At 69.5% G+C, this 24602-nt stretch carries 25 protein-coding genes; 19 read left to right on the top strand and 6 right to left on the bottom strand.

Annotated elements, in window-relative coordinates; translation table 11 throughout:
- Positions 1-13: 13 nt before the first annotated feature.
- The 4 genes from GPA10_RS37135 to GPA10_RS37145 all read right to left on the bottom strand — a co-directional run bounded on the left by GPA10_RS37135 (position 14) and on the right by GPA10_RS37145 (position 4306).
- A complete protein-coding gene (locus tag GPA10_RS37135; protein WP_343041759.1) occupies positions 14-1432 on the bottom strand; it encodes an asparagine synthetase B family protein in 1419 nt (472 codons plus the stop codon).
- Positions 1433-1642: 210 nt separating this feature from the next.
- Positions 1643-1813 (bottom strand): hypothetical protein, encoded by a 171-nt coding sequence (locus tag GPA10_RS41980; RefSeq protein ID WP_198351816.1) that lies wholly within the window; start codon positions 1811-1813, stop codon positions 1643-1645.
- A gap of 332 nt (positions 1814-2145) precedes the next feature.
- Positions 2146-3054, bottom strand: coding sequence for a phosphotransferase family protein (locus tag GPA10_RS37140; RefSeq protein ID WP_157169244.1), 909 nt, complete (start codon positions 3052-3054; stop codon positions 2146-2148).
- A 4-nt stretch (positions 3055-3058) separates the two neighbouring features.
- Positions 3059-4306, bottom strand: coding sequence for an NsdA family TPR-like regulatory protein (locus tag GPA10_RS37145; RefSeq protein WP_425505883.1), 1248 nt, complete (start codon positions 4304-4306; stop codon positions 3059-3061).
- 571 nt (positions 4307-4877) lie between these two features.
- Here GPA10_RS37145 and GPA10_RS37150 point away from each other — a divergent pair.
- The 11 genes from GPA10_RS37150 to GPA10_RS37200 all read left to right on the top strand — a co-directional run bounded on the left by GPA10_RS37150 (position 4878) and on the right by GPA10_RS37200 (position 14540).
- Positions 4878-6410 carry a sensor histidine kinase gene (locus tag GPA10_RS37150; protein WP_157169246.1) on the top strand — a complete coding sequence of 511 codons (1533 nt, stop codon included), beginning with the start codon at positions 4878-4880 and terminating at the stop codon, positions 6408-6410.
- 82 nt (positions 6411-6492) lie between these two features.
- Complete coding sequence (locus GPA10_RS37155; RefSeq protein ID WP_157169247.1) at positions 6493-6999, top strand: roadblock/LC7 domain-containing protein; 507 nt, start codon at positions 6493-6495, stop codon at positions 6997-6999.
- Positions 6996-7409: a DUF742 domain-containing protein gene (locus tag GPA10_RS37160; protein ID WP_343041746.1), complete on the top strand. Its 414-nt coding sequence runs from the start codon at positions 6996-6998 to the stop codon at positions 7407-7409. The genes GPA10_RS37155 and GPA10_RS37160 overlap by 4 nt, the downstream gene beginning before the upstream one ends.
- Complete coding sequence (locus tag GPA10_RS37165; protein WP_157169248.1) at positions 7399-8049, top strand: GTP-binding protein; 651 nt, start codon at positions 7399-7401, stop codon at positions 8047-8049. The genes GPA10_RS37160 and GPA10_RS37165 overlap by 11 nt, the downstream gene beginning before the upstream one ends.
- Complete coding sequence (locus GPA10_RS37170) at positions 8049-8705, top strand: GAF domain-containing protein (protein ID WP_157169249.1); 657 nt, start codon at positions 8049-8051, stop codon at positions 8703-8705. The genes GPA10_RS37165 and GPA10_RS37170 overlap by 1 nt, the downstream gene beginning before the upstream one ends.
- A gap of 63 nt (positions 8706-8768) precedes the next feature.
- A complete protein-coding gene (locus GPA10_RS37175) occupies positions 8769-10049 on the top strand; it encodes an acyl-CoA dehydrogenase family protein (RefSeq protein ID WP_157169250.1) in 1281 nt (426 codons plus the stop codon).
- Positions 10046-10516 carry a hypothetical protein gene (locus tag GPA10_RS37180; RefSeq protein WP_157169251.1) on the top strand — a complete coding sequence of 157 codons (471 nt, stop codon included), beginning with the start codon at positions 10046-10048 and terminating at the stop codon, positions 10514-10516. The genes GPA10_RS37175 and GPA10_RS37180 overlap by 4 nt, the downstream gene beginning before the upstream one ends.
- Entirely contained in the window at positions 10513-11391 is an 879-nt protein-coding gene (locus GPA10_RS37185; protein WP_157169252.1) for a hypothetical protein, read from the top strand. The genes GPA10_RS37180 and GPA10_RS37185 overlap by 4 nt, the downstream gene beginning before the upstream one ends.
- A gap of 135 nt (positions 11392-11526) precedes the next feature.
- Positions 11527-12156: a class I SAM-dependent methyltransferase gene (locus tag GPA10_RS37190; RefSeq protein WP_157169253.1), complete on the top strand. Its 630-nt coding sequence runs from the start codon at positions 11527-11529 to the stop codon at positions 12154-12156.
- Between the two features lie 36 nt (positions 12157-12192).
- Positions 12193-12384, top strand: coding sequence for a DUF5999 family protein (locus GPA10_RS37195; RefSeq protein ID WP_157169254.1), 192 nt, complete (start codon positions 12193-12195; stop codon positions 12382-12384).
- Positions 12381-14540, top strand: a complete 2160-nt coding sequence (locus GPA10_RS37200) for a hypothetical protein (RefSeq protein WP_157169255.1) — start codon at positions 12381-12383, stop codon at positions 14538-14540. Before GPA10_RS37195 ends, GPA10_RS37200 begins: the two co-directional genes overlap by 4 nt.
- Before the next feature lie 133 nt (positions 14541-14673).
- Here GPA10_RS37200 and GPA10_RS37205 read toward each other — a convergent pair whose 3' ends face one another.
- A complete protein-coding gene (locus GPA10_RS37205; RefSeq protein WP_157169256.1) occupies positions 14674-15081 on the bottom strand; it encodes an acyl-CoA thioesterase in 408 nt (135 codons plus the stop codon).
- Positions 15082-15099: 18 nt separating this feature from the next.
- Positions 15100-16581: a helix-turn-helix transcriptional regulator gene (locus GPA10_RS37210; protein ID WP_198351817.1), complete on the bottom strand. Its 1482-nt coding sequence runs from the start codon at positions 16579-16581 to the stop codon at positions 15100-15102.
- Between the two features lie 1077 nt (positions 16582-17658).
- Between GPA10_RS37210 and GPA10_RS44205 the strand changes: the two genes are divergently transcribed.
- From GPA10_RS44205 to GPA10_RS37250, 8 genes are all read left to right on the top strand, one after another.
- Positions 17659-18717: a hypothetical protein gene (locus tag GPA10_RS44205; RefSeq protein ID WP_425505884.1), complete on the top strand. Its 1059-nt coding sequence runs from the start codon at positions 17659-17661 to the stop codon at positions 18715-18717.
- A complete protein-coding gene (locus GPA10_RS37220) occupies positions 18714-19469 on the top strand; it encodes an ATP-binding protein (protein ID WP_343041747.1) in 756 nt (251 codons plus the stop codon). Before GPA10_RS44205 ends, GPA10_RS37220 begins: the two co-directional genes overlap by 4 nt.
- Before the next feature lie 115 nt (positions 19470-19584).
- Positions 19585-20205: a WhiB family transcriptional regulator gene (locus GPA10_RS37225; protein ID WP_157169259.1), complete on the top strand. Its 621-nt coding sequence runs from the start codon at positions 19585-19587 to the stop codon at positions 20203-20205.
- Complete coding sequence (locus tag GPA10_RS44210) at positions 20202-21626, top strand: DUF2637 domain-containing protein (protein WP_157169260.1); 1425 nt, start codon at positions 20202-20204, stop codon at positions 21624-21626. The genes GPA10_RS37225 and GPA10_RS44210 overlap by 4 nt, the downstream gene beginning before the upstream one ends.
- Positions 21623-21814 carry a hypothetical protein gene (locus tag GPA10_RS37235; protein WP_157169261.1) on the top strand — a complete coding sequence of 64 codons (192 nt, stop codon included), beginning with the start codon at positions 21623-21625 and terminating at the stop codon, positions 21812-21814. Before GPA10_RS44210 ends, GPA10_RS37235 begins: the two co-directional genes overlap by 4 nt.
- A gap of 95 nt (positions 21815-21909) precedes the next feature.
- Positions 21910-22146: a hypothetical protein gene (locus GPA10_RS37240; RefSeq protein WP_157169262.1), complete on the top strand. Its 237-nt coding sequence runs from the start codon at positions 21910-21912 to the stop codon at positions 22144-22146.
- A 230-nt stretch (positions 22147-22376) separates the two neighbouring features.
- Positions 22377-22808 carry a plasmid mobilization protein gene (locus GPA10_RS43120; RefSeq protein WP_425505885.1) on the top strand — a complete coding sequence of 144 codons (432 nt, stop codon included), beginning with the start codon at positions 22377-22379 and terminating at the stop codon, positions 22806-22808.
- The gene (locus GPA10_RS37250; protein ID WP_157169264.1) at positions 22805-24526 is read left to right on the top strand and encodes a relaxase/mobilization nuclease domain-containing protein; all 1722 of its coding nucleotides are present in this window, start codon (positions 22805-22807) and stop codon (positions 24524-24526) included. Before GPA10_RS43120 ends, GPA10_RS37250 begins: the two co-directional genes overlap by 4 nt.
- Positions 24527-24602: the final 76 nt, after the last annotated feature.

Consider the following 24602-nt stretch of genomic DNA (forward strand, 5'->3'; position numbering starts at 1 on the left):
ACCGTCCCCGTGCTCAGAGGAACGCTGTGGCTGCCTGGTGCAGGTGGATCACCTCGATCAACTGTGAGTCCCGCCGTTCCTCGTACCGGCCGTGGTCCAGGGCTTGCATACCGCGGGCCAGGCCGTCGGGGTCGATCAGGCCAGTGTCGAACAGGGGCGATCCGGTGCTCAGTATCTGTTTCAGCAGCGGCTTGCCATAGGTGATCAGTGAGGTGGCGACGACTTCGGCGAAGGACTCCCGTTCGGCCGGCCAGACCACGTCGCGGCTCAGCCCCAGGGCGGCGAGCCGGCGGCGCTGGAGCTGCTTGAGGGCGCGCCAGTCCATGGGCAGGGCCTCGCCCAGGGCGACCATTCCCGGGTCGGCGAAGGGATGCAGCGGCCACAGCCCGGCGCGCAGCAGGACCGGCGCGGACGTCTCCAGCGAGAGCAGGGTCATGCTGTTCACGGGCGCAGGCGGAGCGATGCCGACATCGCTGAAGTCGGCCACTTCACCGACCCGGTGACCGATCCAGGGCAGTCCTTCGCCGTCTTCCATCCGGCCCGATGCTCGGTGCGGGTGCTCTGCCTGGGAAAGGGCGACCATCTCGTCGCCGCCCAGGCCGGTGGCCACCGTGTGCGCGCCGTGTTCGGCGATCCGTGCGGCCATGACGGTGAAGGGATGGTGCAGGGGCTCCTCGTACGGGCTGATGGGCTCTCCGCGCACCCGCGCGCAGGCAGGGTGGAGCGGGAGCTCGACGGTGGCATCGACCACGTCGTCCAGTGGGCCGAAGGGCACCGCGGCTCGCATCTCTCTTCGTCGTCGCACCTGCTGGGCCCGTCCCGGTCCGGCGATCAGCAGGGCCGCGGTGTTCAGCTTGCCAGGGTATCGCTGGGCGGCGCGCAGGGCGGCGGTGCCGGAGTCGAAGCCTCCGGTGAGGTGGAAGACGGTGTGCTGTGCGTCGAGCGGGCGCACGTCCAGGGCGCCGTCCAGGGCCTGGGCGAAGGCGCCGAGGACATCCGCGCCGGGTGTCAGTTCACGCGGGCCGGTGTGCAGGGCCGGTTCGGGATAGCGAAGGTAGAGGTGACCGCCGAAGTGGGCGGTGGAACGCTCGGTGAGCCGGTGGATGCCGTCGAACAGGGTGTCGTGGCTGTACCGGGGGCGGTAGAGCAGCAGCCGCGCGGCCTCACGGACGTTGATCTGACGAGCATGCGCGCGTAACTCGGCCATGTCCCACGAGCCGTACAGGCGTACCTCGTCGTGCGCGAGGTACAGCGGCGTCGTGCGGCAGGGGCCCGCCGTCACCCGCACGGGCTCGTCCCCGGTGACCTCCACTGCCACGTAGTCCGCAGGCCAATGGGCCAGCGCCGTTTTCGCCTCGTCATACACGGCCGGGGAGATGTGCCGCACCGACGGCTCGCAGACGTTGCGGTCCGCGACCCGCTCGCGTACCACGATCAAGCAGCGTCTACCGTCATCGACGGCCAAATGTTCGACCATCGGGTGCCGAAATGGTTCGACCCGATTGCCTTCGTCCACAGTGACGTACCGGTCGCCGGTCCACTGCCAGGCGCTGTTCCGGTAGGGCGTGATGCACAGCTTAATCACGGTCTCCCCCTTCGTCTGCGGGCCCGCCACCCAGGGCCGTGTCCGTGTACGCCAGCGTCAGATGGCCGTCGTGTCGTAGGTGTGGGAGCCGTCGGAGCTGCCTTGCTCCTTTTTGTATTCGTGCGTCTCCGTCGGCGCTTGAACCCTGCGGACCGCTTTCGTCACGAAGAGATACTCGAAGGGCAAGCTGCTTCGTGGGGGCGGCGGCGTGAAGTCGGCAATGGGCATGATGCGTCCTTCCGTACACGGTGCAAGACGGGAACTGTGCTGTCGGCGCCGCTCTGTGTGAGAAGGCTGGGCCAGATCACTATGCAACGTCGCAACGCGCCCGACGTCAGGCCATATGCCAGCTCGGGGGCTCCGCCAGGCGCTCGCTTGTACTGGTGCTGTTCTCTGAACGTGGGACAGACCATGCGCGTCGTCAGCCATGAGTTCTCGTAGCCCGGAACGAACGCTCATACGCAGGACCGGGGGGCTAGTGGGGCTTCCCCGAAGTGGTAGCTGTGGTGTCTGAACTGAAAAAGCAGCATCCGGGGCAGCGTTTCCGCTCAGTTTCTCCGTCACAGGATGTGCCACGTCAAATCGAGATCCTCTCGTCGAAGCCCCTCAACGCGCCGCTTTACTTCATGAACACTCTGTGGCGCATGGTGTGTCTTACGCGCATTCGTAGTGATCATGCGTAGTTCCCGCAGGTCGCGCAGCGTTCGATAGTGCGGCATGACAGTGACGTCGAAACCGTAGGTATCGGCGAAATCCCGGTAGTGAGAAGGCTCGTATCCGAAGCGGCGGCAATGCACTTCGATGGTCACCAGGTCCCATTCAGGACGTCCGATGGCGACGGTGTCCCAATCACACAGCACAGCATCCCCGTGCTGATGCAAAGCATTCCTGTGCTGGGGGTCGCCCTGCAGCGGTCCCTCGGGCAGGGCGAAGGCAACGTGTTCGAGGTCTACTTCGAGGCGGTCGGCACGGTCACTGAGAAACCGGAGCGCCGCAGCGGGCAGGGAGGTGATGGTCGCGAGGGACGCACGGATTGCGCGGATGTTGTCGTGCTGTGGAAGCGAGAGCGGCGGCGTGGGCAGGTTGTGAAGGGCGAAGAGTGGTTTTGCGATCTTCGATGCCGCAACCGGTAGTCCCTCCGGCTGAGGGAGGTAGGTCCAGAAGGTGACGGCGTGGCCATCGATGACGACGGGCTGCTCAAGCCCGGGGTGCAGGGGCACCGTCGGGAAGCCGCGATCTACGAGCCACTGGACGAAGCACACGGTCCGCCTCACTTTTTCGATCGGGGTGCCGCGGCGGGCGACCTTCATCACGACCGCTGCCTCGGGCAGTAGGACGACGGCGTTGGTGTGACCGCGCAGGAGCCGTGCACGCGCTGGATTGAGCCGTGTTGCGTTGCACGCGTGCCTCACGATGCTGCGCAGTTCGGCCTCGTTGAAACCGCCGGGAGCAGACGCTGGTTCTGTCATACGTTCAGGCTCGCTGACGAGGCTCCAAACTGTCACCTCCTGCCTGCGACAGGGCCAGGATGTCCGTCAGCTCTCTCGCCGCTCGGGCGCCCCGTATACGTGGCGGCAAAACCCCGAGTACGTCCCGGGCGCGTTCCTGCAGAATGTGCGTTCGGTGCTCGGCGGGGACCTGGAGAACTGTGCGACCGGCGAGCTGGCATGCTTCGGCAGCGCTGTGGTCGTGGGCCAGGCAGATGGCGGCTTCGAGGTGTAGCAGAGCCGGATCGATGCCAGTGCGCTCCGGGTATAAATCTAGGGCCTGTGCTTGGACTTTACGAGCTTGACTGCTTCGGCCCATCGCCGTGTAAGCGCCGCTCAGGTACAGCAGCAGTCGCCGCTCCGGGAACGCGAAGGCATCGTCCGGGCTTCCGTGTTCACACTGCTCGTAGAGTCGCTGGGCGGTGGTGATCACCGTCTCTGCGGCGGAGAAACTTCCCTGGCGGGCAAGCGCCCGGGCTTCAGCAGCGGCTGCGAAAGCAGCCGTCGAGGTGGGCCGGCCACGTGTGAGCAGGCGTGCCTCCCGGCCCAGGACGACCGCGCCCTCCAGCGGGCCGTAGTAGTAGGGGAGCATGGCGCGTTGCGCTCTCACCCGGGCCCGCAGTTCTACCCGTCCGCTGTCGTCGGCCGCACTCTGCGCGGTGTCGTACCACTTGCGCGAAGAAGCCAGTTTGCCCAGCTTCATCAGGGAGTCCGCAATGAGCGTGGCCAGCACGGCTGTCATCTCTGACAGCCGGACCTGTACGGATGCGGGCTGGCGGTCCGCAGCCAGGCACTTGACCTCCTCAAGCTCGCCGAGCAGGGAGCGGAGCATCTGCGTCGGGGGCTCGTAGAGGTATTGCCGTCGCACTTCCAGAATGCGCATATCGAGCAGATCCATCTGAGCCGCGCTGACGGTGGACAGGGCGAGGGTGCGATCCACCGAGCGCCGGGCTGCCTCAACATGCTCTGCCAGCGGATCACCCACAGGTTCAGGCAGCATCCGGGCGTCCGCTGTCTGCGGTTGATCCCAGGAGCCGAGGGCTGCCGAAGCGGTTAGGGGTTGAGTACCGAACCCCAAGTCACGCGCCGAGCACTCGTACAGGCTGCACAGTAATTCGAGCGTTGCTCTCTTGGGCTCGTGCAAGCCCCGCTCCCACTGGCCGACCGTGTTCGCATCAGTACGCGGTGGCGAAATGCCGACCTGGTCAGCCGCTGCAGAGAGACGTTCCGCCACGTCGTCACAGGACCAGCCCCGCGCGAGTCGACGAGCACGCAAACGGCTCACGCCACAGCACCGGCGAATCTCCTCTGCAATCTGCCCGCTGTCCCACCCTGCCTCGGTCTTCACCACGCAAATTCGCCGGGCACACGACAAGCTGTGCGCCTTAGCCCGCTGCTCCACCTGCGACCTCCCCTCCCCGCGGACTTAGAGCTTAGTAATCCTCCTACCACTCTGAGTGAAGAACCATGGATCCCTCCATGGTTGTGGCCTCGGAACAGCATGTAGTCCATCGCCCGAAGTGATCCATGCACTGATCCCTGTTGTCGCTCCTGATGAGGCTGACGACCCTTGCACCACTCGAAACGCAAATGCACGGAGTCGGAGGGCGGGGGTGAGGAACTTCGTTGAACAGAGAAGCGTTCTTGGCGGCCAAGCTCTGACACCCCGGGTAGGAACAGGCCCGACGCCCGACGCTCCGTCTCCGCGGATCTTTCCCTTGCTCCCCTACGTGACACCAATGGCCCATGTGTGAACACGGGACGCGGGGGCCATACCCCTACGAGCCATTTCTCCGAGGATTCCCATGCCTGACAGCGCCCTCCCCGCACACCCGGCGACCCTCGGTCATCACAGACGGCTGCCTTCGCGGACCAACGCGTTCACGGTGCGCTGTGTCCGTCTTGCCGTGGTTCTGCCTCTGCTGCTTCTCGCGCTGCTGCTGGGCGCCGCCTTTGCCCTCTGGTCGATGTCTGCGGTAGCACAGGACTGGCTGCTGGCTGGCCTTCTCGGCGGTCTGGCCGTGGTCGCGGTGGTGGCAGGACGTGGCGCTCGTACGGCTGCGCGGGCCGTGCAGACGGCCGCGGAGGAGACCCGGGCAGCGGAACTGACCCCGCTCACGCGGTACGCGACGGACTACGCGGCGGCCGTGGAGAAGTCGGTGGCCTGGTCGGCGGAGGAGTTGGTCCGCGGGGGCCGTCCGGCCTTGCCGACGGGGCAGGCGGCGCAGCCCGGGACGGCCGGGGAGTTCGGTGAAGTGCTGGGTGCGCTGCACTTCCAGGTCATCGCGTCGTTGATACGGGTGCACGACGAGTCCCAGTCTGGGGTCCTGCTGGAGGTGCTGCGGCGTCTGGCCGCGCGTGAGCACGCCCTGGTCGGTCGGGCTCTGGAGGCGCTGACCCAGGTGGAGGGGCTGACCGACGACCCGGAGCTGCTGGCGAGGATCTGGGAGATCGACCATCTGGTGACGCGGGTGCGTCGTCAGGTGGAGAGCACGGCGGTGCTGGGCGGGCACTCCCTGCGCAGTACGCGGCAGCCGGTTCCCGTGCGGACCGTGCTGCGGGGCGCGGTCTCCGAGGTGGTGCAGTACGCGCGCGTCGCTGTTGTGCCGGGGTCTGTGGGCATCGAGCTGGGGCTGCCCGGGCATGTGGGCCCAGATCTGACGCACCTGCTGGCGGAGTTGATCGAGAACTCGTGTGAGTGCTCCGATCCGTCGACCCAGGTGGTGGTGCGCGCGCAGCGTGTGCCGCTCGGGTTGGAGGTCGAGGTCGAGGACCGGGCTATCCGCATGGATCCGCAGATGCGTGAGCGGATGAACCAGTTGCTCGCGGCGCCGGACGGGGTGGACGTCAGCGGGCAGGTGCGAGCGGGACAGATCGGTCTGCTGGTCGCTGCGAAGATCGCCCAGTCGCACGGGCTGTCCGTGCGCTTGCAGGAGAACGTCGCCGGCGGCACCACTGCCCAGGTCGTGATCCCGTCACAGCTCCTTGTGGCGATCGACCCGGTCGCTGATGCGGGTGTGCGCCCGACTGGGACCCTCACCGCACCGCCGCCGTCGCGTGCGGCGTCCCCGGCTCCCGCCCCCCGTACGGCCGAGGAGGTCGTGCACTCGGGCCCCGCGGGGGAACCGGGAGTCGTCAAGGCTGGTCAGGCCGACGTGCCCGCTCTTCCCACGCGCACACGCACACGTCGGCCCGGTGCGTTCCGTCCGACTCACGAGCCTGACCAGCCCCCTGCGCCGCTGGCGTCGCCGGGCCTCGCGGGCGCTTTCCGCACCGGCATCCAGACCGCCGGGACCATCGATTCCTCTCCCGCACCGGTGGAGCGTCCCGGCCCCTGACGCTCCCTCCTCTTCCCCTCCTCTCCCCGTTCCCGGTGGCCGGATGCACTTTCTGGCCCTTCCCCCTTCTGGAGCGATCCCTATGAGCACTCACTCTCCGACGCACGACGTATCCGATGCGGTGCCCGCTGAGGCGTCGGCGGCCGGTCCGCAGGAGGCCATGGCCTGGCTGCTGCGGCAGTTCGCCATCGACGTCTCGGGGGTCACGCACGCCGTCCTGCTGTCGCGGGACGGGCTGCGGCTGCTGGACAGCGACGTCGACAAGGACTGGGCAGACGAACTGTCGGCCGCGGTCAGCGGTATGGCCTCTATCGCGTCGAACATCACCGGCCCCCGCAACGAGACGCATCCCGCCACGCAGATCATGATCGAGCGGGAGGACTGCCTGGTCTTCGTGCAGAACGCCGGTCGCGCCGCCGCGGTCGAGGGCTACCCCGGCACCGACGGTTTCGTGGACACTGTCCTGGCGGCCATCGCCACCCCGGATGCCGACGCCGGACGGGTCGGGTTCGAGATGGGGCGTCTCATCGGCCGGTTCGAGCGCTACATGCTGGTGCCGGTCCGTGTCAGCGCGGGTGACGTGCGGTGACGGCGCCCGGCCGCACGGCCGAGGACTCGGTGTTCGTGCGGACCTACACCCTGACGCGGGGGCGCACCGCGCCGCGGCATCGGCTGGGGCTGGAGACCGTGCTGGAGGCCGGGCCGGGACGGCCAGGTCCGGGGCAGGCCGAGGAATGCGCCCGGATCCTGGCCCTATGCCGTGAGCGCCACCGGTCGGTGGCCGAGCTGGCGGGCCTGCTCCGCCGTCCCGTCACGGCCATCAAGATCCTCGTCTCGGACCTCGTGGACGCCGACGCCCTGGTCGTCCCCGTCACCTCCCCGTACGCGGCATCCAGTGTGGACTCGGGTGCCGGTCCCTCCCCGCAGATGCTCGCCGCCGTAACTGCGGGCCTGAGAAAGAAGTTTCCCGATGCCGTCTCCTACGCGCATGCCGGATAACCCGGTCGCGGTACCGCGGACACCCGCGAGGCCGCAGACCGGTGCCGCGACGGTGCTGAAGATCGTGATCGCCGGGGGCTTCGGCACGGGCAAGACGACCGCGGTGGGCGCCGTCAGCGAGATCACGCCGCTGAGTACGGAGGAGTACCTGACGAGTGCGAGCGCGGACGTGGACAGCCTGGAGGGCCTTGCGGCCAAGCGGACCACCACGGTCGCCTTCGACTTCGGCCGCCTGACCCTGCCCGACGCACCCATACCTCTGGAGCTGTTCCTGTTCGGCACGCCCGGCCAGGACCGGTTCGTGAACCTCTGGCACGACATCGTCCGCGGCGCCGTCGGCGCGGTGGTCCTCGTCGACACCCGCCGCCTGGCGGCCAGTTTCACCCCCATCAGCTTCTTCGAGGACATCGACCTGCCCTTCGTCGTCGCCGTCAACGAGTTCGACGGCGCCCACCGCTACGACCTCTGCCAGGTCCGCGCCGCTCTCGACCTGCCCGACCGCGTACCGGTGGTCACCTGTGATGCCCGCGATGCGAACCGCGTCGCCGGTGCCCTGCTGACCCTGGTCCATCACGCCGCCAAGAACACACCGGCCAGCCCTCGCCACTCCTCCCTCCCTACTTCCTTCCAGGACGTCTGATGACCCATCACCCGCTCGCCGCGTCTCGCCCCGTGCCCCAGGGGGCGGGTGCGGCGCCGCTGGCACTGCCGCACCGCAACGCGCAGGGAACCGCCCGCCGCCCGGCCGCCCCCGCCCCGGACTGCATCGCCGTCACCGACCAACAGGCACGGCAGGCCGCCGAGCTGGAGCAGCGCTACGACCTGCTCAAATACCTGAAGGTGCCCACTCAGCCCAGCGACGACCTCGACAAGATGGCCAGCGACATGGCCCGGGAGACTGGGTTTCTGTACGGGTTCGTCAATCTCTTCCTCGGCGAACAGACCTTCGTCGGGCTGCACCAGCCGCCTGCGGGCAGCGGGCACTTCGTCATCGGCCGCACCATGAGCCTCGAACACGGCTGGTGCCCCGAGGTCGTGAACCGGAGGAAGTCCCTCCCGCTGCACGACGTGCACGCGTCCCCGCGCTTCAGCGGCAACCACGTGGTGGACGCAGTCGGAATCCGCTCCTACTTCGGAGCCCCGCTCATCCATGAAAGCGGGGTGGTGCTGGGGACCGTCTGCGTCATCGACCCCGAGAAGCGGCACCTGGAGCAGGCCGAGCGTCTGAGGGACACCGTCATCGAGGGCGCCGCCCGCGTGATGAAGCACCTCGCGCCACCCGCCCCAGGCCGCTGAACCCCGCCGGGAGCCCCCGGCCGCCGCATGTTGTGACCTTCCCAGGGAGAGGCAGAGCCGTTCATGCCCGCCACACCCCCCACACCGGCCACGCCGCCACCGGCGCTGCGTCCGTTCCTCACCGCCCGCCACGACCTGCTGTGGCAGGAGGCGGACGCCTTCGCGGCCGAGCACCTCGCGCCGCTGGCCGCGTCCATGGAGGCCGCTCCTGGCAAGGTGGAGCGCGGGGCCGCGGAGCTGATGGCCGCCCGGGGCTGGTTCGCCGTGACCGTCCCGGCCGCCTTCGGCGGACTGGACGCCGGGCACGTGGCCAAGACGGTCCTGGTCCACCGGATCGCCTGCGTCTCGGCCGCAGCCGCGGCCATCCTGCAAGCCACCCTGATCCCCGTCGGCGCCCTGCTGCACTTCGCCACCGACGAGCAGAAGGAACGCTGGCTGCCACGGGTGGCCGACGGCTCGCTGCTCCTGACGATCGCGGTGACCGAGCCGCGGACGGGCGGTCACATCGGCGGCATCGAGACCACCGCCAACCGCAAGGGCAAGACATGGGTGATCACCGGCAGCAAGGTCCACATCGGCAACAGCCACCTCGCCGGGGCCCACCTCGTCATTGCCCGCACCGCCAAGCCCGGGGTACGCACCTCGAAGGCGCTGACCGCGTTCATGGTCGTGGCCGACCGTCCCGGGCTCACCGTCGCCGAGCACCGGCCGGGCCTGGGTCTGCACGGCTTCTCCGCCGGCCGCCTCGAACTCGACCAGGTACGCGTCCCCGCGGACAACGTCGTCGGCGAAGTTGGCGGCGGGCTGAGCGTGGCCCAGAGCAGCAGCATCCTCTACGGCCGCCCCAACCTGGCCGCGGTCAGCCTCGGCATTCACGAGGCAGCCGTCGACCTCACCACCGACCGCCTCAAGAATCGCGCCCGCTACCAGGGAACCCTGTCCGACCTTCCGGTCCTGCGGGACCGCGTCGGCGAGATGGAGGCCCGCCTGCGAGCCGGACGGAACCTGCTCTACCAGTCCGTGCACCTCCTCGACCAGGGCCTGCCCTGCGACACCGACCTGATCAACGCCAAGTACCAGGGCCACCGTTGGGCCATGCAGTCGGTGCAGGACGCCATGGAACTGCACGGGGCCCACGCGCTGGAGGGCGGCTACCTCCTGCAGCGCCTGTGGCGCGACATCCCGTACACCTATCCGCCCGCCGGTACCGGCGAGTTTCAGCGGATACGGCTCGCCGACGCCGCCTTCGACGAGGACCCCGTCCAGTGGTCCGAACGCCTCGCCCCCCACGGACACCAGCAACGTCCCGGCATGAACGTGCCCCGCGAAAGCAGAACACCATGACCGGCCCCGAGCAGCCCAGCACGCAGTGGCAGGCAGGCGATCCCCTGAACTTCGCCTCCCTGCGCCACACCGTGGACGACGCCCTGGCCACGCTCCCTCCCCCGAGCGGGGACGACCTCCTCTTCACCTTCAGCGACCCCAAGCCCACCCCGACGCCGAAGCTGATCGACATGCTCCTGGTCGACCTGGCCGGTCTCCTGGTCCCCTGCCAGGACGCGGTGAGGTCCTGGGAGCCGGAGCCCAAGGCCATGGTCACGACCATGATCACAGAGGCGTACGCGCTCATCGAACGGCGCCCGGTAGCCCCGAAAGCCGACCAGGCATACGACTACCTCCAGAAACTCGCCCACGCCACCCGGGCCCTCGCCGTCGTCGCCTACCCCGGCCCATCACCCGAGGCCCCGGCGCACGACGCTCCCCTTCCCCACCCGCACACACCTACCGACGGAGAGGCACGACACACGTGAGCACCTGCGACATCCGCTACGAAACCGACCTGCATCCCGAAATCGTCGAGCTGATCGAGCCCCTGTCGGAGAAGGTCCTGCCGCTCGTGGCAGAGGTGACCAGGCTGCCGCTCGGCAACCGTCCGGTAATCCGCGTGGTCGGTCACGAACAGCTCATCGCCAACGTGATGGAGGCGCGGCGGCGGGCGTTCGTCCGCGATGAGCGACAGCTCGACATGTCCGTCGAGGAAGTCAGCTCCCTGCGTGCCCGGCTGGGAACCGAGGAGGAGCAGCTGCGGCTGTCCTGGATGGGGGGACCTGCCGCCACGGTCACCAGGGTGTCCGGCAGGCCGGAGATCTTCATCGTTCCTGAGGCCATCCACCACATAGGTGGCGGGGAGGCGTTGATCGCCAAGGGGCTCGCGCACGAGCTCGCGCACGTGGGCCAGCACTGGGCAAGCAGCGGTGAGGCGTTGCGGGCCTACAGCACCAGCAGGCCCGACCTCCGCGACCTCGCGGACGTGGCGGTGGGACCGCTGTTGCACGGTCATTCCGAGTGGACCGATCACCAGGTCACCACCCGCCTGCTCGGCCACATCGTGGAGCCGGGCCCCACGGGCCGGGAGACACCCGAGTTCCTGGCCCAGATGCAGCGGTACTACGAGCGCATGCAGGACCCCGCCACCGCGCCAGCACACCCGGCGCCGTCGGGGAACCCCTACCAGGTCGGTCTCCTCTGGGTGAGCGGCATCATCAACCGCCTGGGCATCGAGACGTTCAACGAGGTCTGGAACAGCCTGCGGTTCTTCCCCACCACCCAGGAGCTCAAGAAGCCCGACACGTGGGTGCGACGGATGGCCCCCAACGCCCACGCTCAGCACGAGGGGAACGCGTGAGCTGGTGGGTTCTGTGGCCGCCGCTCAAGCCTCCTGGCCCGGAGAGGCGGGCACACCACGAGACCGAGAGGTCGCGTCCCTCGCCACCCCTCGCACCAGCCTCGCCCCGCGACCCCCGGAAGGACCCGCCCCCGCATGTCCGCCCTTGACCACACCGACGCCCTGACCGCGGGGGACTGGGACGCGTACTACACGAAATGGGGAGGGCGTTTGGTGACCCAGGCGGAGAAGGAGCGGTTCCTGAAGCGGGCTCCCTCCGTGCGTGGACGGCGCGTTGCCGATATCGGCTGCGGCACCGGGTCGTGGACGCGCCAGCTCGCCCTGTGGGGTGCGCGGGTCACCGGCTACGACTACTCGGCCGTGGCCCTGCGTCAGGCCCGCCGCCACCCTCAGCCGGGCATGACCTACGAGCAGTGGGACGTCACCAGCGGGCCCGCCCCCGACAGTCTGGCGGCGGGCAGCGTCGACCTCGTGACGTGCCGTCTGTCGCTGGCCTACCTGGACATCGAGCCCTTTCTTGGTCGCGTCGCCGACTGGCTGACTCCTGACGGCGCGCTCTACATCCTCACCCCCGTGCAGTACGGCCCGCTCCGCCCCCGGCCACCGGCCACGCCACCGGCCGCGGATGACGACCCCTACCTGCGGGCGATCACCGAGGACCAGCTCACCCGCCTCCTGGCCAGCAGCCCGCAGCAGTGGGATTCACTGCGCCACGTCGTCGTCAAGCAGGTCAGCGTGCTCGTGCTGCAAGGACCCACCATCTAGCCTCCCCGCCCGCTCCTCTCAGAGAAAGGTGCTGTGATGTGCCCGCAACAGCCGCCGTGTCCCCCCGCGGAGGCCACCGACCACGAGGCGGCCCGCGCCCGGTCGGTCCACCCCAGCCAAGGCCGCACACGGCACGCCGTCCTGCTGTTCGAGGACACCGGACAACTGCTGCCCACCAGCAAGGTCATCGCTCCCCACCGCCCCACCGACTTCGGGGCCGCCGCGTGACGGACGTACCGCACCCACCCGCCGACAGCGCCAACAACCTGGTGACGGACTACGCCGGGGCCGTGGTCCAGGCCGGACACGTCGGCACCCTCCAGCTCCACACACCTTGCGTGGCTCCGCCGCCGCCCCGCCAGATGCTGCCGGTCCCGCAGACCTGGATCGACCGGAGCACGGTGCTGCGCGAACTGGACGCCGCAGCCGCCGACCGCCGCGGCGGTCCCTCTCTGCTCGTGGTGATCTCGGGTGTCGGCGGTGTGGGCAAGACCGCCCTGGCCACCAAGTGGCTTGCGAGCCGCAGCGCGGACACGCCCGGCGGACAGGTGTACGCCGACCTCTCCCGCGGGCGCCACGAGTCTGCCGAGGCCCTGGTGCGCCGGGTGCTGCGGCACTTCCTGCGCTCGACTGGCCACGACCCCGGCACCGACGACGTCCAGGAACTGGCCGCCTGGTGGCGCTCCGCCAGCCACGGCCCCCGCCTCGGCATCCTGCTGGACAACGCCGAGGGCGCCGCCGACGTGCAGCCTCTGCTGCCCGGCGACGCCGGGCACCTGATCATGGTCACCTCCCGCGTGCGGCTGGACGCGCTCACGGCACAGGGCGCTCTTCGATGCGAACTGCCGCCCCTGAACCGTGCGGTGGCCGAGCGGCTACTGGCCCGCATCGCAGGCAGGGAACTCGCACACGAGCGCCGGGGCGCAGCGCAGACGCGGGGCGCCCTGCGGACGATCGCCAGCGCCTGCAACTACTTGCCCCTGGCACTCGTCGTGGCCGCCACCAGCCTGACCACCCGCCCCGAGCGGCAGATCGCCGCCGTCGCCCGCGAGCTGGATCACGCCACCATCCTCGAAAGGCATGCCCTCGTGCCCGTTCTGGAGCAGCGCTACGCCGACTTACCCACCGCCAGCGACCGCCAGGCGTACCGGCTGCTGAGCGTTGCCCCGCTCAGGGAGATCGAGGCCGACGCCGCCGCCAACATCTGCCAGCTCGCCCGCCCCGAGGCGGCCTCCGCCCTGCGGACGCTGGCCGACGCCGGTCTCCTGGAGCGCCTTGGGCCCCGGTCCGGGCGCGGGGTGACCTACCGCTTCCACGACGCCGTCAAGGAGCACGCGCAGCAGCGCGCCCAGGACGAGGACGGCCCCACCGGCGTCGACGAGGCGATGCGCCGCTGCGGTGCCTGGCTGCTGGTTACGTCCACGCGTGCGGAGCGGATTCTCACCCCCCATCACCGCCAGCTCGCCCGGGACCTGCACCACCACGTCGACCGCTTCGCCTTCGCCGACGACGACCACGGCGCGGCTCTGCGCTGGGTCGAGGCCCACCTGCCGGATGTGGCCCTGACGGTCTACGAAGCTCGCCGTCAGGGCTGGCACGTCCTGGTGTGGCAGCTCGTGCACGCGACCTGGCCCGCTTTCCACTACCTGCGCCCGATGGAACTCTCCGCGGAACTGCACCGCCTCGGCGCCGAGGCCGCCGAGGCGTGCGGGGACCGGGAGGCGCTGCGGGAGATGCTGACCACCGGCGTCATCGCACTGCGCGCACTGAACCGCGTCCCGGAAGCCGCCCAGTGGGCTGCGCGGGCCCTCACCCTCGCTCGGGAGGACGGCGATATCCGCAGCCTGAGCCAGGCCACCCACGAACTGGGCGTCTGCGCCCGCGCCCATGGCGACAAGAAGGAAGCGAGGCAGTACCTGTTCGAAGCCCGCGTGATGCGCGAGGAGAACGGAGACTGCCGCGGTGCGGCACTGACCAGCATCGTCGAGAGCCAGATCGACCTCGACGACGGACAGCCCAACCGTGCCATCGACCGGGTCGGCCCCGCCCACGTCGACCTGCGCAGCGTCGGCGACACGATCAACGCCGGCCGCGCCTGCCTGGTCCTCGCCGAAGCCCACAGCCGCATCGGCAGCTCCGCCAACGCCGCACGGCTCCTCAACCGCGCGGAAGACGACTTCCAGCATGCGGGCAGTCCCACCGGGCAGGCCCGCGTACTGCGGATGCGCGGACGCCTCGCCGAACAGGACGGCGACACCGCCACAGCACGCACTCACTACACAGCCGCCCTCGCTCTCTACAAGAAGACCAGCCCACAGGACGCCGACGAGGTCACCACTCTCCTCAATGCACTACCGAAGGGGTGGGTCACGCCCACCCCTTGAGGATCGCCCCAGCCGTCTGTCCTCGACGCCAGCCTTCCGCGGGCCAGAGCGTCAGCTCGACCTGAAAGGGGCGCCCCTCCGGCAGCACGAGCGGACACCCAGTCAGGTGCCCCCTCCGGAGCGAATCTGTGGATCAGGGCGTCGTATAGCGGTCCAGGAACGTCAACTCGGTTCCGGTGAGTCGGCGGGGCCGCCGCGTGTCCAGGTTGTAGGCGACGATAGTGGTTGTGCCCTCGGCGTAGACGTGCTGCGCATCGCGGATCTCATAGGCCAGGTCAAACTGCACACTGCGGCGTTGCGCGACCCGCACGCACACGTCGACAGGATCTTCGCGGTACAGCAGAGGGACGCGGTACTCGACGGCGGCTCGACTGACGACGAACGAATGCCAACGGCGCTCCGCGGCGTCGGCGAGAAGCACCTGTTGGAACATGCGCGTGCGCGCCTCTTCCATGTAGCGCAGGTACAGCGCGTTGTTGACGTGTCCGTAGGTGTCGGCGTCAGCCCAGCGCAGCGGGCAGGAGTAGGTGTACGTGTGCAAGTGGGGCTGGCTTTCTGTTCAGTTGCGGCCGTGAGGTGCCGGCTGGTCCGGGGAGTGTGCGCCTCGGGCGCCAGGAGCTTCCTGAACGCTGTCGGTCGACGCGTATGGGGCGGTGATCTCGGCGCGGAGTTCGCGGAGCAGGCGTATGTGCTCGTCCGATTCGCTGAGGTAGTTGTCGATCTCTGCGAGTGCGCCCTCGGGGTCGTCTGGCAGGCCCGTGCGGGTGACGGACTTCAGCTCGGCCCGTTCCTGGTCATTAAGGTCGGTCCAGGGGAGTCGTGCGAGCACGAGAATGGGAGCGATCTCGGTGACGGCCCAGTGTCCGGCGTTCTCCTGGACGGCCCAGACCACGCTGCGCTTTGAGGGCGAGAGGGTCAGTTGTGCGTCGGGGCCCATCCGGCGGCTGAGGGCAGGCAGGGGGACGGCGTGCTCGCCAGCTCGGGCCGCGGCCTGCTCCGGGGTGCTGACCAACAGGCGCACGGTGCGGACGTCGTCTCGCAGGCTGTCGGCTTGGGCGAGGCGCCCCTGGGCCCGTTGCCTCTCCTGCACGGAGTTGTGTGTCTCTTCTGCCCAGGCGTCGCGGATGCCGCCCAGTGCGTCGAGCGTGGCGTCGGCTTCCACCTCGGCGCCGGCCTCGACCCAGGTCATTACGACGAACCGGCAGTCCGGCATGATCGCCGGGTACGCGACGTGGCTGACGATCTCGATCGTGCGGTAGTCGAGCGTCGGCACGGTGGCAAGGAAGACGTGACCGTCGCGGTGCTCCACGAAGTCGGTGTCGGACTCCCAGATACGGCGGATCTCCGGGTTCTTCTTGACGTCCTCGATCAGTTCTTTCAGGTCGGCGTCGTCACCGTGGGTGGTCTCGGCGAAGCGGAGCATCCGCATGAAGACCGTGGCGTGCTTGTGCCAGTCGTGATAGGTCGCGCGCCCCTCGGCCGTGGTCAGTGCCCAGCGGATCAGGTTGGCCTTCGGTTCCATCACCCAGGGCCAGATCTCGGCCATCGCCTGGTTGTAGGCGAGGATGTTCCAGTTCCGGTCGCTGAGGTAGGTGGGGCTGGGCATCTGCTGGTCGATGAGCAGGCGCAGTGCGGGTCCCACTTCCGGCTGGCCCTCGACGGACCGCAGATAGGTGCCGATGTTGTGGAGCAGAAGCGCGTGCCGGTCTTCAGCATCGAGCTGCAGCAGCTCGACCAGGGCGTCGCACTGCCCTTCGGAGAAGCGGGGGGTGGCGCCGGATTCGATGCCGCGCAGTTTGCGCTCGCTGATCCCCAGCGCGCGGGCGGTGCGAGGCTGCGTGACCTTGGCGGCCTTCCTCCACCGCTTGAGCATTGCGCCGAAGCCGATGAACTGGCCGGCGGGCGCGGGACGCGCGGGCACGAGACCTGTCTCCTCGGCATGAGGCTTGTCCGCCCCAGAGCGCGGCCGTGTGCTCGTGCCGGAGGACTCCTCGTCCGTAGCACCGTTGCTGTCGGGCCAGTCCTCCGCCTTCGCGACCATCGCGATCCTCCCTCTCCTTTCAGGGTCGATGACATCTGCTCCGGGCATGAAAAAAGGGGGACAGCACAATCGCCGGCCCCCGCCCTGCAGTCTCGCGACCACGACCATACGCAAAGATTCGTCCGATCTGGCCCCTGTGTGGCCTCCCCCACATACCACTCCGAATATTTGGTTTATCCATGAACTGATCTCGCATATGCCGGGCGGTTCACGCGAGCAGAATCGGCCTCCCCGCAGTGAAATCATGATCATTATGCGGAACCGGCAAAAGTTTGCCGGTTTTCGTTCCACCCTCTCGATAGCCGGTCTAGACCAGCCGGGGAACTGGCCTCGCCCTTCGTTGGATGCCCTCATTGCGCTTGCCCTGTAAGCGACTTGTGGACCCGCGGGCGGATCGGTGGCGCGCGCCAGCCGGGTGGGCTTTGCTCACGAATCGGGCAAATGATCGCCGTTGACGCTCCTCTGCGACTTGGCTTAAATCCTCCTGACCAGCTGATTCAACACGCTGTGGCAGAGAGGGCGGAGGAGCGTAGTGCAGATCATCTTTGGTGCTCGTGGCGATTCGACTGCTGTTTCCATCTCGCGACCGGCAGGCTCGCCTCGCCGACGCACGCGTGGGCGCCTTCCCCGTGCGACTTGTACCGCGGCCGTGAATAGAGTCTGGATCTTGTCGCGGTGTGCGCATATGTTCGTCGTCCCCCACCGGGTCCCTCGCCCAGCGGCAGAGACGAGAAGGAGCAGCGTGAACTTCATCCGGGGCGGCCGGGCCGGGTAACCCGGGAAACAGCGGCGGCGCCTGAGGGAGGCAACCCTCAGACGCCGACCGCCAGATGAAACTCCCGCCCGTGCAAAGGCCGGAGATTTACCCACCATCACCGCACCGGGCCGTATTCCCATAGCCCCGGAGCGGCATCACTTCAGAGGAGAGTGTTGCATGCGCGCTGCCCTGCGCAAAAGGCCGACCAGACCGGCCTGCGCGGCAGACTGCCCCCCGCCGTCCGCTGCCCGCACCCGCACCCGCACCCGCACCCGGGGCGGATGTCACAGGCTGCGGCACCGTGTCGGAGGTGGGGTCTGATGGCGCGGATCCGCACGATCAAGCCGGAGGCGTTCGAGTCGGAGGACCTGGCCTCGGTCAGTCTCACCGCGGAGCGGACCTTCTTCGGGCTGCTGACCCAGGCCGACGACTCCGGGCGGCACCGCGACCATCCCGCCATCATCGCCGGGCGGCTGTGGGCCCTGCGCCCCGAACACACCGCCACCCACGTCGCACGTGACCTGGATGAGCTGGCCTCGGCCGGACTGGTGTGCCGTTACACCGGATGCGACGGGCGGACCTGGCTGCACATCGTCACCTGGGGCCAGCACCAGAAGATCAACAAGGCGACCGCGTCTCGCCTGCCACGCTGCACCGCCCACCAAGCCCGACAGCACTGCGGCAAGTGCCAGGACGCGGCCTGCCCCAGCACACGGGCAGAGACATCGCCCTCGACCGCACCGACTCCTCCCGGAAGACTCCCGGAGGGCTCCCGGAGCACGCAGGGTGGACTCCCCCACCCCCTCGTCCACGCTGTCGGCACCCCGGAGCCTGCACTGGAGCCCGAGACGGCAACGGCCGGCGCCCCTGCGGACACCGACTCAGAGCAAGCAGGTAAAACCGCAGGTCAGCGGGCACTACCGGAGGACTCCCGGAAGGCTCCCGGAGGACTACGGGAGGACTCACGCCCTGGATCTAGGATCTTGGATCCTGGATCTTTCCTTACGGGGCGCGAGGCGCCCGCGCCCGACGCCTCCCCGGGAGTTTCGGCCAAGCAACTGGTGGCCGAATACGTCCGGGACTGCCGTCGACGCCCACCGGAGGACTTCCTGGGCCATCTGGGCCGGAAGATCAACGCGCTGCTCGACGAGCGGTTCGAGGCCGACGACATCCGCGCCGCCCTCGACCGACTGCGGGCCAAGGGCCTCCACCCCAGCGTCCTGCCGAGCCTGGTGAACGAGCTGGTCAACGCGCCAGCGCAGCCGGACAGCGGGGGATCGTCCGCCTCCGGCGCGGGGCCCTGGGCCAGTACCGGCGATACGTACACGCCCTACCTCAACCCCACTGACGGGCCGACGACGTTCGGAGGCCGCCTGTGACCCGCGCCCGCTACGCCGACCCCCAGCCCGCGATCCCCGACCGGCTGCGGGAGCGCCTGGAAGCCAGCCTTGCCGAGCGCGGCCTGGACCTGAAGCGCCCGCTGCCGGAAACCCCGGAGCCGATCCCGGCGCTTCAGGCCGCGCAGGCGCGCATCCCGGTCGACTACCGCACCGCCCTGCCCGAGCACCCCGACGTCACCGCCTGGGTCCGCGTCATCGCCGGCAACGCCGCGGCGCCGAACGCCGAGGGCGTCAACCCGCACTACGGCACCGCCGGGCGGCGTCAGGTCACGCACGGGCCCAGCCTGCTGCTGTGGGGGGCCACCGGCACCGGCAAGACCCACCAGGCATACGGGGCGATCCGTGCGCTGACCGCCGCCGGATGCGGGGTGGCCTGGCACGCCACCACCGCCGCCGACCTCTACGCCGCCCTGCGCCCACGCGCCGGAGCGGACCCCGAGGTGCTGCTGCGACGGCTGATGCGGATCCCGGTGCTGCTGCTCGACGACTTCGGCGCGGCCAAGCCGAGTGAGTGGACCGAGGAGATCACCTTCCGGCTGGTCAACTGGCGCTGCCAGAACCGGCTGCCCACGCTCTTCACCAGCAACATGCCACCCCTGCGCACCGACCAGGTCCCCGCGCGCCAGGCGGTACTGCGCGACAAGGTCGGCGACCGCGTCCTGTCACGCCTGTCCGGCATGTGCACCGCCATCGAATTCACCGGCCCAGACCGCCGCTACCAGCGCCCCTGAACTCCCCCCAGCGCCACCGATCCCGCCGTGCGGCCCCGCCCGCCGCACCCTGTCTGCCTCGCCGCGCCGCGGTGCAGCCCTGTCCGCCTCCTGTGAGGCGATCTCGGAGACTTCCTTGCGCTACCAGACCACCAACGACTCCCCCGCACCGACCCTGCGGGGAACCGGCGACCACAGCTGGCATCCCCGGGCCGCCTGTCACGGCATGGACCCGGCCCGCGCCGACAAGCTGTTCTTCCACACCCTCCGCGACCGCAAGGCCATCGCCGAGGCGAAACGACTCTGCGCCACCTGCCCGGTGAAGAAGGACTGCTTCACCTACGCCATCGACCACCAGGTCACCTTCGGCCTGTGGGGCGGGCTGACCGACAAGGAGCGCCGGCAGTGGTCCGGCAAGCGCGGTGAGCGCCTGGACTACGACCGCATACGCGCCACCCTCAAGGGCCGCGACGTGCCCCTGAGCACCGCGGAACGCAGCACGATCATCCACCACCTGTTCCTGCGCGGCTGGAGCCCGCAGCGCGTGGCCCACCGCCTGAACGCCGACCCCGACTGGACCCGCGACCTCATGCGCGAAGCCGTCCGCGTCACCGACGAGCGCGACCTGTGCTGGGGCCTCGTCGAGGAACCCGACGGCACCCTGCGCGAGCCCCGTGCGGACGAGGAGCACACAGCGACCGAGGGTCGCGACCTGCAGTGCCACGCCCTGATCGCCTCGCTCGGAAAGGCCGCATGACCCACCCCACCGCCGCAGATCCCGCCGTCGCGCCCATCGGATTGTGGGACCGTCTGGCCATCGTGGTCCTGGGCCTGGCCGGCTGCGCGCTCAGCTACGACGCCCTGCAGCAGATGGCCGTGGCCATCCACATCCGCGGACACCTCACCTACCTCTTCCCCCTCGTTGTCGACGGCTTCATCGCCTACGGAGTACGCGCCCTGCTCGTCCTCTCCCAAGCCCCGCTCCGGGCCCGCCTCTACGTCTGGGTGCTCTTCGCCACCGCCACCGCCGCGAGCATCTGGGCCAACGCCCTGCACGCCGTCCGCCTCAACCAGCAGACCACTACCCATCCCGGCCTGCGCCTGAGCGACACCGTCGTCGCCATCCTCTCCACCCTCGCCCCACTCGCCCTGGCCGGCGCCGTCCACCTGTACATCCTCATCACCCGCCACCACCCAGGCGGCGCGCCCCAGGCGGACCAGCCAGAGATGAGACCGGTCCGGCGCGGGAGGAGCACGCAGCGCTGCGAGAGCACGAGGCAGAGAGCCACCGCGGAAGCGGGACCCACCACACGGACCACGGACCACCGGTCCGCCGCCGCGCGGGACCGGCGGACCAGTCCCACAGACGCCTCGCACGGCGAGCACGGACAAGCCCAGCGCAGCGCGGACCACAGCACCGCGTCCGTCCGCAGCCACCTGCCGACCGCAGACCACCGGGGCGCCCACGCCCCTGCGGACCAGCAGACCAACACCACCCCGGGCCACCCGGCCCGGGATGCGGACCAGGCCGCGGACCGTGCTCTGCCCGCCGCGGACCGGCAGGCTCCCGCTGGCCCGCAAGAGGCTCCACATGAGCGCCGGACCAGTAACGACGCAGGTCAAACGGCATCCGGACCGCATGGTCCGGCGGACCACAAGCGGGCGGACCACGTACGCGGACCGGCCGAAGAGCCTGGTCCAGTGAGCGCGGACCAAGGTGCTCCGGCGGACCGGATGCCGGACCACGAGCACCCGCAGACCGCGGACCATAACCACCGAACCCCGGACCAACCGACCGACACCACCCCCGCAGACCAGCGAACCAACCCCGCACCGGACCACCCGGACCACGAAGCGGACCAACCCGTAAAACCGTCGGCGGACCAAGACGAGGACGGCTCGCCGGGCGGACCACAAGGGGCCCGGAGCCATAGCTCCCCGGCAGCGGACCAGCGAACCAAGCCCGCAGACCAGGACGAGGTTTCGTGGGAGGCGAAAGTCGCGGTCGCACGCCAAGCCGCCCTCGCTGAGGGTCGGATGACCCGCCGGGCCATCCGACCGCACCTGCGCAACGCCAACATCAGCGTCAGCAACGAGCTGTTCAGCGATCTCCAGGCCGCCCTGTACGCGGACCCAACGCTCGCCCACCTACCCCGCGACACAAGGAGAGTTCGATGAAGACCTGCGAGCGCTTCGCGCGCATCAAGAGCGGCTACGAGCGGGACATCACCTACCTGCGCAACCACTCCCAGCGCAGCGCGGGAACCAAAGCCGCGAAGACGAGCGCGACCAACGCCCTCGACCTGAAGTCCCGCATGGCCAAAGCCCTCGGCCGACACTTCGACGTCTGCCCCATATGCGGATGACCGGGCCATAACCGCAGGCCAAGCGCCCTATCCCCTGCAGCACGGTGGCCTGGCCCTGGTGCCGGACCACCGCCCCGCCTCCTGGAGGACCCGCCATGTGCTCCCGCCGCTCCCGTACCCCGCTCCCGACCGCAGCCGAGGCGAGCGCCTGGGCCGAGGTGCTGGTCCGCCGACGTCTCCTGCACGCCACCGTCCTGGCCCCGAACGGCCAGTGGCTCGTGCAGCGCACCCTCGAGGCGCCCGTCCGTGTCCTGGACGGGCCTGCCGCCATGGTCGAACTCGCCGCCCAGATCCAGCACCGCACTCGCACCACAAGGACCCGTACCCGATGACACACCCGAACGAACCCAGACCCCCCACCTCCAGCCAGCCGGACACCAACTCTCCTTCAGTGGGAGCAAGTTATCCCTTTTGCATTGCTCCCGTCGGGAGCAATGCAAAGGAATCTCCCGCCTCTGACATGGCGGGAGATACGGACCGGCACCAGGGGGCGCCGGTCCGGGGGGATGCGACCGAGGGCGGACCGCATCTCCAGAGGCAGGAAGAGCACACCTGCCACAGCGTGCGCTGCACACATACCGCGCCTGCCACACCGCGTACGCGCCAGCGCAAGCGTCTGAGCGACGCGAACAAGCGCACGCACCAGCCGAGCTGCCGCATGAACGACGCCGAGTTTCAGCAGCTCGCCCGCGCCGCCGCCGCATGCCACATGAGCATCGCCAGTTTCCTCGCCCACGCGGCGCTCAAAGCCGCCCGCGACCTCGATCGCACGGCTGCCGAAATCGCCTCCGAACGCGACGTGATCACGGAGCTGTTTGCAGTACGTCGCCACCTGAGCCACATGGGCAACAACCTGAACCAGGTGGCCAAGGCGACGAATTCCGGTGCGGACGTCCCCCACACCAGGGCCGTCCTCCAAGCGGTCCGCGCTGCCGCACAGCGGGTGGACGCCTTCACCCAGTACTACCTCGACACCGCAACTCGAACCGGATGATCCCCAGAGTCCACAAGCGCGGCTCGCGCACCATCGGCCTCCTCGCCTACCTCTACGGGCCCGGCACCCACGAGGAACACACCGACCCGCACCTCGTGGCCGCCTGGGACGGGTTCGCCCCTGACCCCGGGCGTGATCCGCAGGCAACGCTCAAACAACTCCAGCAGCTCCTGGACCAGCCGGTGACCGCCCTGCCCACTTCACGCCGCCCGGTCAAACATGTGTGGCACCTGTCAGTGAGAGCCGCTCCCAAGGATCCGGTGCTGAGCGACGAGCAGTGGGCGCAGATCGCCCGGCGCATGGTCACGGCCACCGGCATCACTCCGTCTGGCGACGATGCGGGATGCCGCTGGGCGGCCGTACGTCACGCCGACGACCACATCCACATCATCGCCACCCTGGTACGCGAGGACGGACGCAGGCCCCGGCTGCACAACGACGCGAAGCGCAGCCAGGCCGAAGCACGCCTGATCGAAACCGAACACGGCCTCACGCAGCTGCACACCGGCGACGGCACCGCAGCCAAGCGGCCTACGAGCGCCGAACGCCACAAGGCCACCCGCCAAGGCCGTGAGCGCACCGCACGCGAGGAGCTGCGCGAGAGCGTGCGCCGGGCGGTGGCCGGCGCCACCAGTGAGACGGAGTTCTTCGAGCGCCTGGCCGCCGCCGGACTGCTGGTCCAACAGCGTGTCGCGCCCTCCGGTGATCTGCTCGGCTACAAGGTCGCGCTGCCGGACGACCGCACCGGCGATGAGGAACCCCTCTACCTCGCGGGCTCCACGCTCGCCCCCGACCTGTCCCTGCCCCGGATCCGTGAACGCTGGTCCGCCCAGACCGCCGCGGACACCGCTACCGCTGCGGACCGTACCTCAGCGGTGAGCGGTCCCGCATACGCGCGGCGCCATGCTGCGGACGTGGCCTGGCAGGCGATCCTGGTCATCGACCACGGTGACGACGGCCCGGCCGCCGCGCACATCGCGGCGGCCGGGGAAGTTCTGGACGCGCTCGCCAAGACCTCCGCCGCCCACACCCGCACACAACTAAGCGAGGCGGCATGGGCGTTCGAGCGGGCCTCCCGCTCCCACGTGCGAGCCGAGCGCGGCCACGACCGCGCGCTGCGCCAGGCAGCCCGCGCCCTCATCCACGGTGGGCCCGCGCTGGGCCGCGGGGAAGACGGCGCCACCACCGCCATGCTCATCGACATGGCCTTCTTCCTGGTCACCGCCGCCGCCCACTGGCACAGCCGCAAGGACCACGCCCAGCAGGCCACCGCCGCCCGGCAGGCCGCCGAACACCTGCGCGCCGCCTACCGGGTCGCCGCCGCCCACCCCATGGCCGTGCTGCACCACCGCGGGCGCCGCCTCGCCCGACCGTTGCTGCACCGGCAGGAGGCTCACCTGTGCCGTGCGGTACCGGAGCTGGCCGAGCAGATCCTTGCCGAACCGGGCTGGCACGCGCTCGCCGCCACCCTCGCCGACACCGACATCGCCGGGCACGACGTGACCTCGCTGCTGGCCGAAGCCGCGGAACACCGCGAACTGCACACCGCCGACTCCCTCAGCGACGTTCTGGTCTGGCGGCTACGCCGGATGGCCAGCCTGCCCGCCGACGCCTCCACCATGCCCGACACCGACCGCGGCACCGCCCCATCGCGCCGTACCCGGCGGCCGGACCAGCCCACCGCCGGGCGCAACACCGGTGCCAGGAAAGCGAGGTAATTACTGAATTTGCGAGTTGCGGCAGGTCAGAGCTTGGGGCACTCTCCGTGTGGCCCATGGACCGCAAGGAAGGGGA

Origin of the sequence: Streptomyces typhae, from assembly GCF_009755605.1 — a bacterium.
In the GTDB taxonomy this organism is placed as follows: domain Bacteria; phylum Actinomycetota; class Actinomycetes; order Streptomycetales; family Streptomycetaceae; genus Streptomyces; species Streptomyces typhae.

Coding starts and splice junctions, on each gene's coding strand:
- GPA10_RS37240 (WP_157169262.1), top strand. CDS start 21,910: ATGTGCTCCCGCCGCTCCCGTACCCCGCTCCCGACCGCAGCCGAGGCG.
- GPA10_RS37180 (WP_157169251.1), top strand. CDS start 10,046: ATGACCGGCCCCGAGCAGCCCAGCACGCAGTGGCAGGCAGGCGATCCC.
- GPA10_RS41980 (WP_198351816.1), bottom strand. CDS start 1,813: ATGCCCATTGCCGACTTCACGCCGCCGCCCCCACGAAGCAGCTTGCCC.
- GPA10_RS37250 (WP_157169264.1), top strand. CDS start 22,805: ATGATCCCCAGAGTCCACAAGCGCGGCTCGCGCACCATCGGCCTCCTC.
- GPA10_RS37190 (WP_157169253.1), top strand. CDS start 11,527: ATGTCCGCCCTTGACCACACCGACGCCCTGACCGCGGGGGACTGGGAC.
- GPA10_RS37140 (WP_157169244.1), bottom strand. CDS start 3,054: ATGACAGAACCAGCGTCTGCTCCCGGCGGTTTCAACGAGGCCGAACTG.
- GPA10_RS37155 (WP_157169247.1), top strand. CDS start 6,493: ATGAGCACTCACTCTCCGACGCACGACGTATCCGATGCGGTGCCCGCT.
- GPA10_RS37235 (WP_157169261.1), top strand. CDS start 21,623: ATGAAGACCTGCGAGCGCTTCGCGCGCATCAAGAGCGGCTACGAGCGG.
- GPA10_RS37150 (WP_157169246.1), top strand. CDS start 4,878: ATGCCTGACAGCGCCCTCCCCGCACACCCGGCGACCCTCGGTCATCAC.
- GPA10_RS37210 (WP_198351817.1), bottom strand. CDS start 16,581: ATGGTCGCGAAGGCGGAGGACTGGCCCGACAGCAACGGTGCTACGGAC.
- GPA10_RS44205 (WP_425505884.1), top strand. CDS start 17,659: ATGGCGCGGATCCGCACGATCAAGCCGGAGGCGTTCGAGTCGGAGGAC.
- GPA10_RS37195 (WP_157169254.1), top strand. CDS start 12,193: ATGTGCCCGCAACAGCCGCCGTGTCCCCCCGCGGAGGCCACCGACCAC.
- GPA10_RS37170 (WP_157169249.1), top strand. CDS start 8,049: ATGACCCATCACCCGCTCGCCGCGTCTCGCCCCGTGCCCCAGGGGGCG.
- GPA10_RS37175 (WP_157169250.1), top strand. CDS start 8,769: ATGCCCGCCACACCCCCCACACCGGCCACGCCGCCACCGGCGCTGCGT.
- GPA10_RS37165 (WP_157169248.1), top strand. CDS start 7,399: ATGCCGGATAACCCGGTCGCGGTACCGCGGACACCCGCGAGGCCGCAG.
- GPA10_RS44210 (WP_157169260.1), top strand. CDS start 20,202: ATGACCCACCCCACCGCCGCAGATCCCGCCGTCGCGCCCATCGGATTG.